We start from the raw sequence: 16,758 nt of genomic DNA on the forward strand, positions 1-16,758 counted from the left end.
AGAGGTTGATAAAGGCATGATTACATTGCGGCTTTCTTCGCTTCTTCGACCCATGCGTCGAACTTTTTCTGGTTCGCTTTGATCCAGCCATTTACATGAGACTCGATGTCCGCTGAGCTGTTCTTACCTTGGCTCATCATCATATTCTGAGCACTAACATCATTGATATTTAGTTTGATGATTTCAAACAGCTTTGCAGCAGCAGGGTTGTTTTCTGTAAACTCTTTATTGGCAACGATGCGCATAGAGTTCATCTCGAAGCCGTAGTTCTTACCGTTCTCTAGTGTCGTATCAATGTCCTTACGCTCACCAGGAAGTGAAGAGAATGGCACTTCTAACCACACAACATCTTTCCCTGGAACTAAAACGCCACTTACCCAGTACGGTGTCCAAGTGTAGTAAAGAATCGGATCGCCTTTTTTGTAACGTGAGATCGTATCAGCGATAATCGCTGCGTAGTTACCTTGGTTGTGTGTTACTGTGTCACGAAGTTTGAAAGCATCCAACTGATGCTCAACAACCATTTCACAACCCCAACCTGGGTTACAACCAGTTAAGTCCGCTTTGCCATCGCCGTTTGCATCGAATAGCTTCGCCAATTTTGGATCTTTTAACTGACCAATGTTCGTGATGTTATATTTTTCCGCGGTTTTCTTATCGATCAAATAACCTTGCGCAGCACCACTTACGTATTGGCCTTTACGGAAGAACTTATCATCACCGCCAGACATCGTGTACTTATCGGCGTGAAGAGGGAACCAACCAACCGCTAAGAAAGTAGCATCACCTTTAGCAATAGAGGTGTAGCCTACGTTGTAGTCCACTTCTTTGGTCGGTTTAACATCGTAACCAAGCTCTTCAAGTGCGCGGTTTACGATCAACGTTTGAAATGTTTCTTCTGCAACGGTTGATTGAACAGGCTGAACAGTGACACCTTCACCCGGTAGTTCACTTGCCACACCATAAGTTGAAAATGCGATAGTACTTAGAGCTCCAACAGAGAGCGCTTTCTTCCATGAATTATTCATTGATGTTTCTCCTAAGTTTTAGATCGTCTTGGTTCGTCTTTGTTTTCAGTTTTAATAGGTATGAAACAGGACCTGTGTGATACCAGCGAAGTTTAGTGTTGCCCGCATTAACCCCTAACACCTGGGTGATACGGTCTAACAAAATCGCAAGAATAACGATGCCTAAGCCACCAACGGCAGCAAGACCCATATCAAGTCGGCCAATACCACGAAGTACCATTTGGCCTAAGCCGCCAACAGCAATCATTGAAGCAATCACTACCATAGAAAGTGACAGCATTAAGGTTTGGTTTACACCTGCCATGATGGTTGGTAACGCCAACGGTAACTGGATGCGATAAAGCATCTGTTTTTTGTTTGCCCCGAAAGAGTGGCCAGCTTCGATAAGCTCTTCAGGTACTTGCTGAATACCCAAAATAGTCAGGCGCACAACGGGAGGCAGGGCGAAAATGATCGTTACTACTACGCCAGGAACGTTACCAATACCAAACAACATAACAATTGGCACAAGGTAAACGAACGCGGGAGTCGTTTGCATTGCATCTAATATTGGCCTAACAAATTTGGCAGCGGTTTGGCTCCTTGCCAACCATATCCCCATTGGTAGCCCTATAAGCAAACAGAAGAAAACGGCGGTTAACACCAGTGCTAGCGTTGTCATCGCTTGTGACCACGCACCAATTAGGCCGATGAAAACAAGGGATACAAGAGTAGAAAAACCAAGTTTTACATTGGAAAACTGCCACGCTAGCAAAAATAAAATGAGTACCATTATAGGCGCAGGTGTAGACACCAAAGCAGTTTCAAACGACGTTAGAATAAAGTCGATTGGAACTCGTATTGCTTGGAAAACAGGTCGACCATGTTCCACCAGCCAGTTCAAACCGGATTCTACCCAGCTATCGAGGGGTAAAACCGCATCTTGGAATGGGTTCATAATATCGAATGGCGCTTGCTCTACAGTTTCTGAGTTGAGCCAATCATTACTTGGCGCGGCCTCTGTACCTTGCGACCAAGGATCATCTTGCGCAGGAGCAGTATTTGACCAGGGATCATTGTTAGTTTGCTCTGAAGACATCGTGTTAATCCTTATCTAGTGTTTGTAGAAGACGTGATTTAGTCACGACACCAAAGTAAGTTCCTTGCTCATCTACGACAGGCACGGCATAAGGAACACCAGCAACCAGACCCAAAATGTCATTAATTGACTGATCAGGCTGAAGAGTAACTTCATCCGGTAATTGAGCACTGGCTAACGAACGGTTTTCTTTATGAGCCAAACGTAGTGAATCAAGAGATACGATGCCGGAATATCGACTAGTTTTATCGACGACAATGCCGTAATCACGGTCGTGATCCATCAGAATCTGCATCGCAGAGCCTGGACCGTCATTTTCCGATTTCTTAAAAACAGCCGCTGGCTTCTTGCGCGCGATATCTTTTGCTGTCAAGACACTTGCGATGTTTACGCCGCGGAAAAAGGCTTCGACATAATCATTTGCTGGACTGTGTAATATTTCATCAGGTGTACCAACCTGAACAACCTCACCGTTTTGCATGATGGCGATACGGTCGCCAATGCGCATTGCTTCATCCAAATCATGAGAAATGAAGACAATTGTGCGTTTGTCATCGTTCTGTAGACGAATAAGCTCATCTTGCATCTCAGAACGGATCAATGGGTCTAAAGCGGAAAACGCCTCGTCCATTAATAGGATGTCAGGATCACAGGCTAACGCTCTCGCTAAACCAACGCGCTGTTTCATACCACCGGATAATTCGTCAGGGAAAGATTCTGCATAAGGGTCTAAACCCACTCTTTCTAAGGCGGAAAGGGCACTTTTCTGACGCTCATTAACATCGATGCCGGCAAGTTCTAAACCAAAGGCGGCATTTTCAATCACCGTCATGTGTGGCATGAGTGCGAAACTTTGAAACACCATTGAGATATTATTACGACGAACTTCTCGAAGTTCATTCTCGGAGATGTGGGCGATATCTCTTCCTTTGAGATAAACACTACCTTTAGTCGGCTCAATGAGCCGGTTAAGAAGTCGAACAAGGGTGGATTTCCCGGAGCCAGAAAGGCCCATGATTACGAAAATTTCCCCTTCATTTATGGTGAGAGATACATCGTTTACGCCGACTGTTAAACCTGTCTGTTCAAAAATACCGTCTTTATCGACGCCTTTGTCGATAAGCGAGAAGGCTCTCTCTGGGTCTTCTCCAAACACTTTATACAGTCCCTTAACTTCCAGTATGGGATCCATGTTATCTGTCCTTTTTCGTGTGTTTATAACTGTTTAACGATTTGTACTCTAATTAATTTTAGTTCAACTTTCAACGAAAGGGGGTTGGTTAACTAGTTCTGCCGTGCATAGAGAATTCGTTGAGCAAGGTATGTTCAATTCTTATTTTTTATATTTAAAACAATTGCTTGTGATGTGTTTTTATCCGCCATAACGTTGCCCTGACGTAGGGTTGAATTTATTTTGAATTTTTTTGTACATTTCAACTCAACTCGCTTGCATAGATATAAGCTGTGATAGCTTAGAACTCTACATATAAAAAGGTTAGAGCTCTAATTTTTGGTTAAGGCTTGGTCCTGTGAAATCGGTTAGGTACTGTTATCCTTAGATTTATTTATTGCTTGATTTCACTCAGGGTGATATTTATCGCTGTAGTTTAGGCAACGTATGGAATAAAAAATGGAAGCCGAACAGTTAGAAGTGCTCAATTTCATTAGCCAGTACCCACCTTTTGATGACCTACCTGAAGAGCAGCTTAGAAAAATTGCTCTCAATGCCGAGGTTGCATACTTTCGGCAAGGAACAAAAATCCTTAACTTCGGAGATACGATCCGCGACTTGTATATGGTGAGAAGTGGGGCGGTAGAGATTTATCGACGTAAAGGTGAACTTTACAACAGGATTGATGCTGGTGGACTGTTTGGTCAGATGGGGTTGTTGATGAACAACCGCGTACGTATGCCAGCCAAAGCGATAGAAGACACTCTCGTTTACTGTATTCCGGAAAACATCTTCAATGAACTTTGTGATGAGTTTGAAAACTTTGCGGACTACATGGAACTGGAAGATAGCGCGCGTTTGCGAAGCGCAATATCTAGCCGCTCCGAAAGCAATGACTTTACCACCGCTAAGGCACGTAAAATCTTAGCAAGAGATCCAGTAACTCTGGAGGCAACGGCTTCAATTCAGGAAGCTGCGATACTAATGGCAGAGGAAAATGTCACCTCTCTGCTCATTATTCGCCCGACAGAGGAGCTCACAGAAGAAGATGATGAACAGCTGCTTGGAATATTGACTGATCGCGATCTTTGCATTCGCGTACTAGCTCAAGGTATTGATACCAATATTCCAGTGAGTGAGGTCATGAGTTATGACGTGGTTTCATTGGATTATAACGCCTATGTGTTTGAGGCCATGTTAACCATGTTGCGTTACAACGTGCATCATTTACCAATTTTAAAAGATAAAAAGCCGATAGGAATTATTGGCATGACGGACATCGTTCGTTACGAATCTCAGAACAGCCTATTGCTAGTGAGCTCTATTTTTCAGCAAACCAGTGTCGAGGATCTCAAGCAGGTTTCTGAACAAGTAAAAGACTGTTTCGTAAGAATGGTCAATGAAGATGCCAACGCGCACATGATTGGTCGAGCCATGTCGGTTATAGGCAGTAGTTTCAAACAACGCCTCGCTGAATTAGCTGAGCAAGAGTTCGGCCCAGCGCCCATTCCTTATTGTTTAGTCGCAATGGGTTCAATGGCGAGGGATGAGCAGCTAATTGTAACGGATCAAGATAACGCGCTTATTCTCGATAACAGTTATGACGTTGAGATTCACGGAGAGTACTTTGAAAAGTTTGCTAAATTTGTTTGTGATGGTTTAGCGGCATGCGGCTATGCTTATTGTACTGGAGACATTATGGCTACCAACCCAGAATGGCGAAAAACTCGTGCAGAATGGGAGGAATGCTTTGGAAACTGGATAGACAATCCAACCCCTGAGAGATTGTTAAATAGTAATATCTTTTTTGATCTCCTCGGTGTGCATGGGCGAGTGAAATGGGCGGAGCAATTAAGCAGCTTTATTGTGAGACGAGCGAAAAGAAATAACCGCTTTCTTGCTTGTATGGCGTATAACGCAATACGTAGGACGCCTCCACTGGGCTTTTTCAAAGACTTTGTGATGGAGAAAGATGGTCGTCATCGCAACTCGATTAACTTGAAGCGAAGGGGGACGGCTCCGTTGGCCGATTTAATACGGGTGCATTCTCTGGCAATCGGTTCGCGATCGCAAAACTCTTTCGACCGTTTAGATGACATTAATGATGCTGGCATTTTACCGAAAGGTCGAGGTTTGGATTTAAGGGATGCGATGGAGCTAATCTACATGGTTCGAATTCGTCACCAAGCCCTTGATATAGAAAATGGAGAAGAGCCAGACAACAATATTGAGCCGGAGAACATGTCTGAATTTGAACGTCGAAACTTAAAAGCAGCATTTCAAATTCTAAGTAACGCTCAGAACTTCATTAAGTTTCGATACCAGAGAAGTAGCAAATAATGTGGTTCTCAAAAAAAGTAGAAAAAGAACAGCCGTTGTTGGATACATCCCAGACGCCAGAGTGGTCAATGTTGTTCAAACAACTAGCTAAAGAAGCGAAAGACGAGAGGCTCAAACGCTACTATTCGACACCGATGGTTAATGGGGAAACACCAATTGAACAAGTGCCATTTGTCTCGGTAGACTTTGAGACAACAGGATTGAACTCGGAAGAGGATGTCATTCTCACGATCGGACTTGTGCCGTTCACTATTGATCGTGTTCAATGTAATGGTTCTGCTCATTGGGTCGTTAACCCAAACAGAGAGTTAAACCACGAGTCTGTCATTATTCACGGTATCACTGACTCTGAGGTTAAAAACGCGCCGCAGCTGTCTCAGATCTTGGGTGAAATATTGGATGCGTTGTCAGGTAAAGTGGTACTTGTTCACTACAAGAACATTGAAAGGCAGTTCTTTAATAACGCCTTGCTAAATAGCATCGGAGAGGGGATACAGTTTCCTGTTGTTGATACGTTAGATATTGAGTATGCGATACAACGCCGTGAATGCAGAGGTTTTATCAATAAGTTGAAAGGCAAGAAACCCGGTTCTGTACGATTAGGGCACGCTCGTGAAAGATATGGCCTCCCTGCTTATCAACCTCACCATGCCCTGACGGATGCGTTAGCAACTGCGGAGCTGTTTCAAGCACAACTGCAGTATCACTTTAATCGAAACATGCCAATATCTTCGGTTTGGCAATAGGCGTTATTTATGGTGAAAACAATAAAATGCAATGAGAGATAGGGGGCTTTAAGATTATGATGGCGGATTGAGTAACCGCTTATAAGAACAATGTTTTATGAACATGTGCTTGGTAGTGATGAAGACGTTTCATTACTCGAACTCCGACGAAAGTAATTTAAACTTGGTCACGTATTTTTAAGGAGATTATCCGTGAGCACCGATAATAACGGTGGCATTCAACGCCCCGATGGAAAAGTAAACGCAATAGATACTGACTATCAAATTGGTCAGGATAACGTTGCGCTAAAGGTAGGCCCATTTGGCCTTGATATTCACAACCGTGTTTTTGCAATTTCTGGCTTAGCAATCGTCATGTTTGTTGTGATAACACTATTATTCCGAGAACAGGTAGAGCCGTTTTTTGCAGACCTACGAGCGGGTTTGTTACACAATTTAGACTGGTTTTTTCTCGCTTCAGGTAATATTTTTGTCATTGTCTGTGTCGGATTGATCTTCACACCATTGGGCCGTGTGCGAATCGGTGGTACTGAAGCAACACCGGATTACTCCTATGCCGGATGGTTGGCAATGCTATTTGCTGCAGGTATGGGCATTGGTCTCGTATTCTTCGGTGTATCAGAACCGATGTCCCATTTTAGTTCTGCGATTGGTGGCGTGAGCGTTGAGAATGGTGTACGTACTGACTGGGCACCGCTAGGTGGTGCAGAGGGCGATGCAACTGCAGCTTCGGCATTAGGGATGGCTGCGACGATTTACCACTGGGCACTTCATCCGTGGTCAATATACGCGCTCTTGGCTCTTGGACTGGCTATCTTTTCATTTAACAAAGGTTTGCCACTCACCATGCGCTCAATTTTTTACCCTTTGTTTGGTGAACGTGTATGGGGTTGGACTGGTCATATTATCGATATTCTTGCAGTGGTAGCGACGGTTTTTGGTTTAGCAACATCGCTAGGCTACGGTGCGTCTCAAGCCGCAACGGGTTTGAACTTCCTGTTTGATGTCCCAATGACCAATACCACGCAGGTTATATTGATTATTGGTATTACTGCGCTCGCTTTAATCTCTGTTGTGGCTGGACTCGATAAGGGCGTGAAAATCTTATCTGAAATCAACATGGGTCTTGCAGCGCTGCTATTGCTATTTGTTATTGTTGTTGGCCCGACGATTGCGATTTTAACTGGTTTCTTCGAGAACATCGTTTCCTATGTGGCTAATATCCCTGCCTTATCTATGCCATTTGGTCGAGAGGATGTGAATTACTCTCAAGGCTGGACGGCGTTTTACTGGGCGTGGTGGATTTCTTGGTCACCATTTGTGGGTATGTTCATCGCACGTGTGTCTCGCGGTCGTTCAGTTCGTGAGTTTATTATTTGCGTTATTCTTATCCCATCTTCAGTTTGTGTGTTATGGATGACGGCTTTTGGCGGTAACGCAATTAGCCAATACGTTAATGATGGCTACGAGGCGGTGTTTAACGCAGAACTACCTTTAAAACTTTTTGCCATGTTAGATGTTATGCCATTGGCTGAGATAACATCTTTTGTCGGCATTATCTTAGTCGTGGTGTTCTTCATTACCTCTTCTGACTCAGGATCACTGGTTATTGATACTATTGCTGCGGGCGGTAAGGTCGATGCACCAACGCCACAACGCGTGTTCTGGTGTACGTTTGAAGGTTTGGTTGCGATTGCATTGATGTTGGGTGGTGGTCTAGCTGCTGCTCAAGCAATGGCGGTGACGACTGGTTTACCATTTACTATTGTTTTGCTTGTTGCAACGGTATCTTTGATAAAAGGTTTGATGGATGAACCTCGTCCAAAGGCGGTTTCTAAGAAATCAAAATAACTAGTATCAGCAATTAAATTATTGATAAAAGCGGTATGCGAAAGCATGCCGCTTTTTTTTGGATTTCTATTTTTCTCTGAGAAATGAACAGCATGGAAAATGGTCTTATTCTGGTTGTTTTTTGTACTTCGTATTTAGGTGACTATTTAATAAATTAGACCTCGAACTATTTTAACTTTTGGTTAATAGGCTTGTTTTTGTGATATGTGTCACAAAAATACCGATAAAAAGGCGGATTATTTGATTTTTAGTCGCGAGGGATGCCCATAATAAAAAGGAAATTTAATTAGACCTCAAAGGATATGTATTTTCACATGATCACATCAGCACCTTGGGTCCTTTATCCAGAGATTGGAGAAGACTCAAGTAAAAAATGGATTTTTCGTGAGCCTAAAATCTCTGATGGTGACGACATTTACAGCTTGATTGCAGACTGTCCTCCATTGGACATGAACTCATCTTATTGCAATTTCCTACAGTCTACGCATTTCAGCAAAACCAGTATTTTGGTTGAGCAAAAAGGCGAAATCGCAGGTTTCATTTCCGGTTATCAGAAACCAGACGAGCAAGACGTTTTATTTGTCTGGCAAGTTGCAGTCTCACCTCGCTTTAGAGGTCATGGTTTAGCATTCCGCATGTTGAAAGAACTTCTCACCCGAGAGGAATTAGGCGGTGTTAAATCGGTAGAAACTACCATCACGGAAGATAATAAAGCCTCTTGGGCACTGTTCAAAAAGTTAGATGCGATGAACGGCAATTCTGGCCAAGTAAGCACATTTTTGGATGAAGAAGCCCACTTTAAAGGCAAACACGATACAGAATATTTGTATCGCATTCCTCTCAAATAATCCTCAAACAATAGGAATTAAAAACGGTCTCATCATGGATATTTTCAAAAAGCAGGAATCCAACGTACGCTCATATTCAAACAATTTCCCGGTCGTTTTTCGTAAAGCGAAAGGCTGCTGGCTAGAAACAGAACAAGGTGAACGATACTTAGACTTCCTTGCTGGAGCGGGATCTCTAAATTATGGCCATAACAATCCAGTACTAAAACAAGCGTTGCTTGAGTACATTGAAATGGACGGTATTACTCACGGTTTGGATATGCACTCAGAAGCGAAAGCATCGTTTCTGGAAGCGTTGGATACTTACATCCTTAAACCAAGAAACTTGGATTACAAGGTTCAGTTTACGGGCCCAACAGGCACTAACGCTGTTGAGGCGGCATTGAAGCTGGCTAAAAAAGTAAAAGGCCGCGACAGCGTCGTTGCGTTTACTAACGGTTTCCATGGTTGTACTGCTGGCGCACTGGCTGCAACGGGTAACCAGCATCACAGACAAGGTAACGGTTCTAGTCTAAGTAACGTCACTCGTATTCCATTTGAAGGTTACGCTGGCGTAGATGGTCTTGCGCTGTTCGAAACCATGCTAAATGATAACTCTGCAGGTATGGATAAACCAGCCGCTGTACTTCTTGAAACTGTGCAGGGTGAAGGTGGTTTAAATGCTGCTTCAAACGAGTGGTTACAACGTTTGAGCAAAATCTGTAAAGCCAATGACATTCTTGTGATTGTCGATGACATTCAAGCAGGTTGTGGACGTACCGGTACTTTCTTTAGTTTCGAGCCGTCTGGTATCCAACCGGATATCGTGACGCTATCGAAGTCGATCGGTGGTTACGGTTTGCCGATGGCTGTCGTATTACTTAAGCCTGAGCTTGACCAGTGGAAGCCAGGCGAGCATAACGGTACGTTCCGTGGCAATAATCACGCCTTTATTACTGCTGCAAAAGCACTAGAAATTTACTGGGCAAACGATGATTTTGAAACACACATCAAGCAGTGTTCAGACAAGGTGAGTGCAGTGATTGACCGTTGTGTTCGTCGCTTTCCACAAATGTTTGTGCAGAAAAAAGGCCGCGGCATGATGGTTGGTATTGAATGTATCAATGGTGACATGGCATCTGAAATCGCGAAAAACTGTTTCGAGAATGGAATGGTGATAGAGACAGCGGGTCCAGACGATGAAGTTGTGAAGTTCTTCTGTCCACTAACCATCAGCGAATCAGAGCTAGATCAAGGACTAAGCATCTTTGAAAATGCAGTAGAGACTATCGCTGCGAAACATTTCAAACAAGCATCTTAATAAGGATTTTAATTATGATCGTCAGAACTCTAGATGAATGCCGCAACAGCGAACGACGTGTTGTTTCAGATAACTGGGAAAGTGTCCGCATGTTGTTGAAAGACGACAACATGGGTTTCTCTTTCCACATCACAACGATTTATGAAGATACAGAAACTCATATTCACTATCAAAACCACCTTGAATCGGTGTTTTGTATGAGTGGTGAAGGTGAGATTGAAGTTGTAGGTGGAGAAACGTACCCAATCAAACCAGGTACATTATATATCCTTGATAAACACGATGAGCACTACTTGAGAGCTTATAAGAATAAAGAAATGGTAATGGCGTGTGTGTTTAACCCACCGATTACTGGCGCTGAAGTGCACGATGAAAACGGTGTTTATCCTCTCGTTGACTAAAAGATGATGGTGGGGTGCTTTGCCACCCCACACTTTACTATCTCTTCTTTTTTCTTTTTAAAGTTACCAATCAAAAAAGGCTTATCATGACATTTACCGTAGAAAAAATCGGCGGTACATCAATGACAGCATTTGATGCTGTTCTCGACAATATTATTCTTCGTCCCAAAACACCATACAATCGTATTTTTGTCGTATCTGCATACGGTGGTATGACCGATGCGCTGCTCGAGTGTAAAAAAACCAGTAAACCAGGCGTTTATCAGCTTATCGCGAAACGCGACGACAAATGGGAAGAAGCGTTAGCGTACGTTGAAAGCCGTATGTTGCTGACCAATGAAAATATTTTTGCGGACCCAATGAATCGTATCCGTGCGGATAAATTCATTCGCTCCCGCATTGCTGAAGCGAAAAACTGTATCGCGAATATTTTAGAAACCTGTCAGTACGGTCAATTTTCGTTGCGCCAGTACTTGCCTCAAATTCGAGAGTTTCTCTCGTCTATCGGTGAGGCACATAGTGCTTACAACACAGCACTAAAACTAAAAAATATGGGTATTAACGCTAAGTTCGTTGACCTGTCTGGTTGGGATAATCAAGCGCCAAGAAGCCTTGATGAGTCGATCAGTGACGCGTTTGCTGATATCGATGTATCAAAAGAACTGCCAATCGTGACAGGTTATGCTTACTGTAAAGAGGGCCTAATGCACACTTATGACCGAGGTTATAGTGAGATGACATTTAGCCGAATTGCAGCAATAACAAAAGCGGATTTAGCAGTAATTCACAAAGAGTACCACTTGAGCTCAGCAGACCCACGCGTTGTTGGCCCTGAAAAAGTATTACCAATTGGTAGTACAAACTATGACGTAGCAGACCAACTTGCTAACCTTGGCATGGAAGCGATTCACCCAAATGCCGCTGCGGGTTTACGTGAAAGTGGTATTGAGCTACAGATTAAAAATACATTCGAACCTGAACACGAAGGTACTTTGATCTCTTCAAGCTACCGCCCAGAAGAAGACAAAGTCGAGATCATCGCAGGTAAAGAGAAAGTATTTGCACTGCATTTGTTTGACCAAGCAATGGTAGGAAAAGCCGATAACGTTAGTTACGAATTGATGGAAATCATCTCCGATGCTCGTGTAAGTTTGGTTGGTAAAGAGATGAACGCTAACTCTATTACTTACTATCTAGGTGGCAGTACTGATAGCTTAAACAAAGCATTGTATAAAGCCGAGAAACGTTATCCGAATGCCTCGATTAAAGGCCGTATGGTCGCGCTTATCTCAGCCATCGGTTCTCAAATTGATACCAATAAGACGTTGGCGAAAGGTGTGCTTGCATTGATGAATAATGGCGTTACGCCAGTTGCACTGCACTCATCATTGAGAAATGTAAATGTTCAATTTGTTGTCGGTGATAAGGAATACCAGCACGCGATTTGCGCATTGCATGATGAGTTTTTCCAAAGTAGCAGTTTAGCTAAATCGGTTAATGTGGCTTAGTTTATCCACGGTTAAAATACAAAGGAGAGCAGGTTAGCTCTCCTTTTTTTGTTTTTCAGTTTGTACTCACAATGCCCACTTTGTATAGGCTAAACAGGCGATTTAAGTAAGTTCCTATGTGGCGATACACATAAGCCAGCAGAATGGTCTGCTGGCTTATGTTACTGATTAACTGACGTTAACTTAGTTTACTTAAACTTGCTGATTTCTTGTTCAACTTTGTCTAGTTGTTGCAGCTTCTCTTGCATTTTTAGAGAGTCGTAGTTTAGTGAAGCAGGGTTCATCGCTGTGCCACGTTGCATTGGGTATTCTGGAAGTGTTTTAAAGAACTCTCCCACAACGTCTTGTACAGGTACAAATAGCCACATGTTGTCAGCCATCCAACGCAAGTACATTTGTGATTCGCTTGGGCCTTTCTCGAATGGGTCAGCGCGTAGATGGATGATTTTAGGCCAGTTCGGAGCAAAACGAACTGCGTTACTTAGGTTCCCTTCAAGCGTTGCAAAGTGAAGTTTCCAGTCATTCCAACGGACAGCGTTTAATTCACCATTAGACGTAAAGTAAAGCAGCGACTCACGAGGGCTTTTTTCTTCCTTACCTTCAAAGTATGGCATGAAGTTATAACCATCTAAATGTACACGCCACTCTTTGCCATTTGCTTTGTAGCCTTCTGCCAGTTTTTCTTTTACATCAGGTACGCCAGCAGCTGCCAATAATGTAGGCAACCAGTCTTGGTGTGCCATCATTTCATTGATCTTGGTTCCTGGCTTAATTACGCCTGGCCAACGAACCAGTTGAGGAACACGCATACCGCCTTCCCAAGTTGTGCCTTTTTCACCATGGAATGGTGTTGCGCCACCATCTGGCCAAGTCATGGTTTCTGCGCCGTTGTCCGTTGAGTAGATAACGATAGTGTTGTCTGCAACACCTAGCTCATCCAGCTTGTCGAGTAAAACACCTACATGATCATCGTGTTCCAGCATACCATCGGCATAAATGCTTACACCTGATTTGCCTTGGTATTTTTCCTGCAAGCGAGTCCAAACGTGCATACGAGTGGCGTTATGCCAAATAAAGAAGGGTTTATCCGCCTTAACTGCTTTTTCCATAAATGCCAAAGAGCTCTCTAGGAACTCTTCATCTGCGTGCTCCATACGTTTTCGTGTCATCGGGCCAGTGTCTTCAATCTTACCGTCGGCATAAGACTTAATGACACCACGAGGGCCATAGTTTTTACGAAACTCTGGGTCTTTAGGGTAGTAATAAGTTTCAGGCTCTTCTTCTGCGTTTAGGTGATATAAGTTACCGAAGAATTCGTCAAAGCCGTGTTTTGTCGGTAAGTGCTTATCTTGGTCACCTAAGTGGTTTTTACCAAATTGACCCGTCATGTAACCTTGTTCTTTTAACAGGTCTGCAATGGTTGGCGCCCAATCAGGTATGCCGTGGTCAGATCCTGGCATACCAATTGTTAACAAACCCGTACGAAATGGCTCTTCACCCGTAATAAAGGCAGCGCGACCAGCAGTACAAGACTGTTGTCCGTAGTGATCTGTGAACAACGCGCCTTCATTCGCGATACGGTCGATGTTTGGCGTTTTGTAACTCATCATACCTTGGTTGTATGCGCTGATATTCCAGTAGCCGATATCGTCACCAAAAATTGCCAGAATATTCGGTTTGTCGGCTGCCATAGCAGCACTAGACGCCGCTAACAGTCCTGCGCCTACAGCGATTTTGCTCAATTGATTTGCCATAAAAACTCCAGATTGTTGAGAGTAAAGATAAGCACAAGTGAGCCTTATGCTTAGTTGCTGCATAAGTTAATGATGTATATAGAAAAATCCTCTTATACTCGATATAACCATAAGTTATTGCTAGGTTGTAACCATTTGTTAATTAAGAAGAAATAGGATTGTTCTGTTAGTTTGTAGAGATTCGTAAAGTAGATTTAGATCACTGAAGAGCCTTATTTTTATTGCGTAGTAGAAGAGGGGGATGGAAATGAAAAACAATAGGATGCTCGCTTGTTTTACGGCCCTAAAGCAATACTAAAGTCGTTATGTATTGCTTGTAATTATTTGTATAACCAGTGATTTAGTGTCTATATTGATTTAGGTTGTACATTATAAATATAAGGATATCTATGAGTCAGTGGGCAGGCCGGTTTCGCATTTTATTGCTGGTCAACGTTGTTGTCAGTTTTATGGCTTTTTCTCAAGAGTTATTAACAGAGAAACCAAATATTCCTTCAGGCTTAAATCCAGAATATGCTGGCACACAAGCTTGTATAGATTGCCACCAAAACGAAGTGGAGGCCTGGAAAGGGTCACATCACGATATGGCCATGAAGCATGCAAGTACAACCTCTGTGCGTGGTAATTTTGATAACCATGTTGTAACACACAAAGGAATGCCTAATCGTTTTTTTAAAAAAGGCGACGAATTTTGGGTCAATATTCAAGGTGCTGACGGGCAATGGCATGACTATAAGATCAGCTATACATTTGGTTGGGAGCCATTACAGCAGTACATGGTCGAGTTTGAAGATGGCCGCGTGCAGCTTATTCCTTTTGCTTGGGACACAAGAGCTAAAGTTGAAGGGGGACAGCGTTGGTTTCATCTTTATCCAGAAACGACAACAACGGATGAATTCTATTGGACCAATACCGGGCAAAATTGGAACTTTATGTGTGCTGATTGCCATTCAACGAACCTAAAGAAGAATTACGACGCTGACAAAAACACTTACAACAGCTCATGGTCAGAGATTAATGTGGGATGCGAAGCATGCCATGGTCCCGCTAGTCAGCACATAGAACTGGCCAAGAAATACAAAAATGCTGGCACTTCTTTTGAGCATGACAGCCATTATGGCTTTGATCGAAATTTGTCTAAAGCAGTGTTGGATTGGGTGTTTGAGGAAGGCCATAGTACGTTACAGCCGAAATCAATTGAAGCAACCAATCAAGTGCAAACATGCGCTCAATGCCATAGTCGCCGAACCCAGTTAAATGAAACAGGTGATCATGTTAAAGGTTCCTTTTTTGATAAATATCGCTTAAGCCTTATAACACCTGAACTCTACTATCATGATGGACAGATTTACGACGAAGATTATGTTTATGGTTCGTTTCTTCAATCTGAAATGGCGGAGAAAGGGGTCACGTGCACTAATTGCCATGATCCACACACGGCAGAGTTAACGATCCCAGAAGAGGCAGTATGTTCGCAATGCCATATTGCATCGGAATATACACCTGAAAAGCATACCTTTCATAAGGCTGAATCTGAAGCATCGCAATGTACGACTTGTCACATGCCAGAAACGACTTACATGCAAGTCGATCCTCGTAGAGACCACAGTTGGCATATTCCACGACCGGATTTGAGCAAACACATTGGAACGCCCAATGTTTGCATGTCATGCCATGAAGATAAAAGCAATCAATGGGCCGATGAACAGATAGCAGAATGGTACCCGAATTCGAAGTATCGTAATCAACAACATTTTGCTGTCGCATTTTATGCGGATTCAATTGGTCATCAAGGAGCAGCAAATGCGTTGGCATACTCTGCTCAGGATTCGTCGTTAAAAGACATTATTCGTGCTTCAGCCCTGGAGAGAATGGGGGGCAACACTGACCAAAATACAACAGTATCTTTGGCTAGGGCCGTTAAGAATGAGAATGAAATGGTTCGATTAGGGGCAATTTCAGGCTCGTCTGGTTATGAATTTCATGACCGGTGGCGGATTCTAGAGCCATTACTTGGTGACCCGGTGCTTTCAGTGAGAGCGGAAGCTGCCTCGGCGCTGGTAGCGAACTACGCACAAATGACCCCTTTACAAAAAGATATAATTAAATCGCCTTTAGAAGAGTACATGGAAATTCAAGAGTTTAATGCCGATCGTGGTTTCGGAAGAACCAATTTGGCGAATGTGTACCGCAGCTTAGGTGAAATCGACAAAGCGGCCGAGCTGTATAAACAAGCGATCAGCATCGAACCCTACTTCGAAAATAGCTACGTTAACCTAGCAGATTTGTATCGCCACCTAGGTAAAGAAGAAGCTGCGATCACGGTGCTACAACAAGGGATGAAAGCTCAACCTAAATCCAGCACATTACCATACAGCGCAGGTCTTTCTTTGTTACGTCAAGGCAAAGCCGATGATGCGAAAAAGCTACTTAGACGCGCCGCAGAAATTGGTGAAACTAATGCGCATTATTGGTACGTGTACGGTCTAGCTTTAGAAAAAAGCGATGTTCTAGAAGCCAGTAAAGCGTTGCATACAGCATTTGAAGTCGGTGGCAATCCACAACACTTGTTTGCTCAATGCGAGGTTCTAGCGAGAAATCATAAAAAAGGTGCTGTCGCTTTTGCTTTCGATAGGTGCATACAAGAGCTTAGTCACTATGCACCTAAACAAGCTATTGATCAGCTTAAAGCCTCTATTGTTGGGGTCAATAGGAGCTAATTACCAAAAGTGG

Annotated in this window: 12 protein-coding genes; 8 read left to right on the forward strand and 4 right to left on the reverse strand. The window is 43.2% G+C overall.

All coding sequences use genetic code 11. The features are described 5' to 3' along the window. Window positions 1-20 precede the first annotated feature (20 nt). Genes proX through proV form a run of 3 tightly spaced genes read right to left on the reverse strand, consistent with a single transcriptional unit; the run spans window position 21 to window position 3,298 of the window. Window positions 21-1,028: a glycine betaine/L-proline ABC transporter substrate-binding protein ProX gene (proX, locus tag R7M72_RS11555; protein ID WP_005385703.1), complete on the reverse strand. Its 1,008-nt coding sequence runs from the start codon at window positions 1,026-1,028 to the stop codon at window positions 21-23. Then, a complete protein-coding gene (gene proW, locus R7M72_RS11560) occupies window positions 1,021-2,106 on the reverse strand; it encodes a glycine betaine/L-proline ABC transporter permease ProW (protein WP_005377778.1) in 1,086 nt (361 codons plus the stop codon). Before proW ends, proX begins: the two co-directional genes overlap by 8 nt. A 4-nt stretch (window positions 2,107-2,110) precedes the next feature. After that, the gene (gene proV / locus R7M72_RS11565) at window positions 2,111-3,298 is read right to left on the reverse strand and encodes a glycine betaine/L-proline ABC transporter ATP-binding protein ProV (protein ID WP_182039013.1); all 1,188 of its coding nucleotides are present in this window, start codon (window positions 3,296-3,298) and stop codon (window positions 2,111-2,113) included. Window positions 3,299-3,736: 438 nt separating this feature from the next. Between proV and R7M72_RS11570 the strand changes: the two genes are divergently transcribed. The 7 genes from R7M72_RS11570 (at window position 3,737) to R7M72_RS11600 (ending at window position 12,271) form a co-directional block, all read left to right on the forward strand. Continuing rightward, window positions 3,737-5,617 (forward strand): DUF294 nucleotidyltransferase-like domain-containing protein, encoded by a 1,881-nt coding sequence (locus R7M72_RS11570; protein ID WP_005377775.1) that lies wholly within the window; start codon window positions 3,737-3,739, stop codon window positions 5,615-5,617. Continuing rightward, window positions 5,617-6,363, forward strand: coding sequence for a 3'-5' exonuclease (locus tag R7M72_RS11575; RefSeq protein WP_017820938.1), 747 nt, complete (start codon window positions 5,617-5,619; stop codon window positions 6,361-6,363). The genes R7M72_RS11570 and R7M72_RS11575 overlap by 1 nt, the downstream gene beginning before the upstream one ends. Before the next feature lie 192 nt (window positions 6,364-6,555). Continuing rightward, entirely contained in the window at window positions 6,556-8,214 is a 1,659-nt protein-coding gene (locus R7M72_RS11580) for a BCCT family transporter (RefSeq protein WP_005377772.1), read from the forward strand. Window positions 8,215-8,528: 314 nt separating this feature from the next. Beyond that, window positions 8,529-9,062, forward strand: coding sequence for a diaminobutyrate acetyltransferase (gene ectA, locus R7M72_RS11585; RefSeq protein WP_005393379.1), 534 nt, complete (start codon window positions 8,529-8,531; stop codon window positions 9,060-9,062). Between the two features lie 34 nt (window positions 9,063-9,096). Next, the gene (gene ectB, locus R7M72_RS11590; RefSeq protein ID WP_017820939.1) at window positions 9,097-10,362 is read left to right on the forward strand and encodes a diaminobutyrate--2-oxoglutarate transaminase; all 1,266 of its coding nucleotides are present in this window, start codon (window positions 9,097-9,099) and stop codon (window positions 10,360-10,362) included. Window positions 10,363-10,376: 14 nt separating this feature from the next. After that, window positions 10,377-10,763 carry an ectoine synthase gene (locus R7M72_RS11595; protein ID WP_005377769.1) on the forward strand — a complete coding sequence of 129 codons (387 nt, stop codon included), beginning with the start codon at window positions 10,377-10,379 and terminating at the stop codon, window positions 10,761-10,763. 86 nt (window positions 10,764-10,849) lie between these two features. Next, on the forward strand, window positions 10,850-12,271 hold the full coding sequence (locus R7M72_RS11600; RefSeq protein ID WP_086046731.1) for an aspartate kinase: 1,422 nt from the start codon (window positions 10,850-10,852) through the stop codon (window positions 12,269-12,271). A 188-nt stretch (window positions 12,272-12,459) separates the two neighbouring features. Here R7M72_RS11600 and R7M72_RS11605 read toward each other — a convergent pair whose 3' ends face one another. Beyond that, the gene (locus R7M72_RS11605; RefSeq protein WP_086046732.1) at window positions 12,460-14,025 is read right to left on the reverse strand and encodes an arylsulfatase; all 1,566 of its coding nucleotides are present in this window, start codon (window positions 14,023-14,025) and stop codon (window positions 12,460-12,462) included. A gap of 389 nt (window positions 14,026-14,414) precedes the next feature. On the opposite strand from R7M72_RS11605, the gene R7M72_RS11610 reads away from it, so the two are divergent. Further along, window positions 14,415-16,745, forward strand: coding sequence for a tetratricopeptide repeat protein (locus R7M72_RS11610; protein ID WP_206970117.1), 2,331 nt, complete (start codon window positions 14,415-14,417; stop codon window positions 16,743-16,745). Window positions 16,746-16,758 lie beyond the last annotated feature (13 nt).

This window comes from Vibrio sp. YT-18 (genome assembly GCF_033337345.1).
GTDB classification, from domain to species: Bacteria; Pseudomonadota; Gammaproteobacteria; order Enterobacterales; family Vibrionaceae; genus Vibrio; species Vibrio alginolyticus.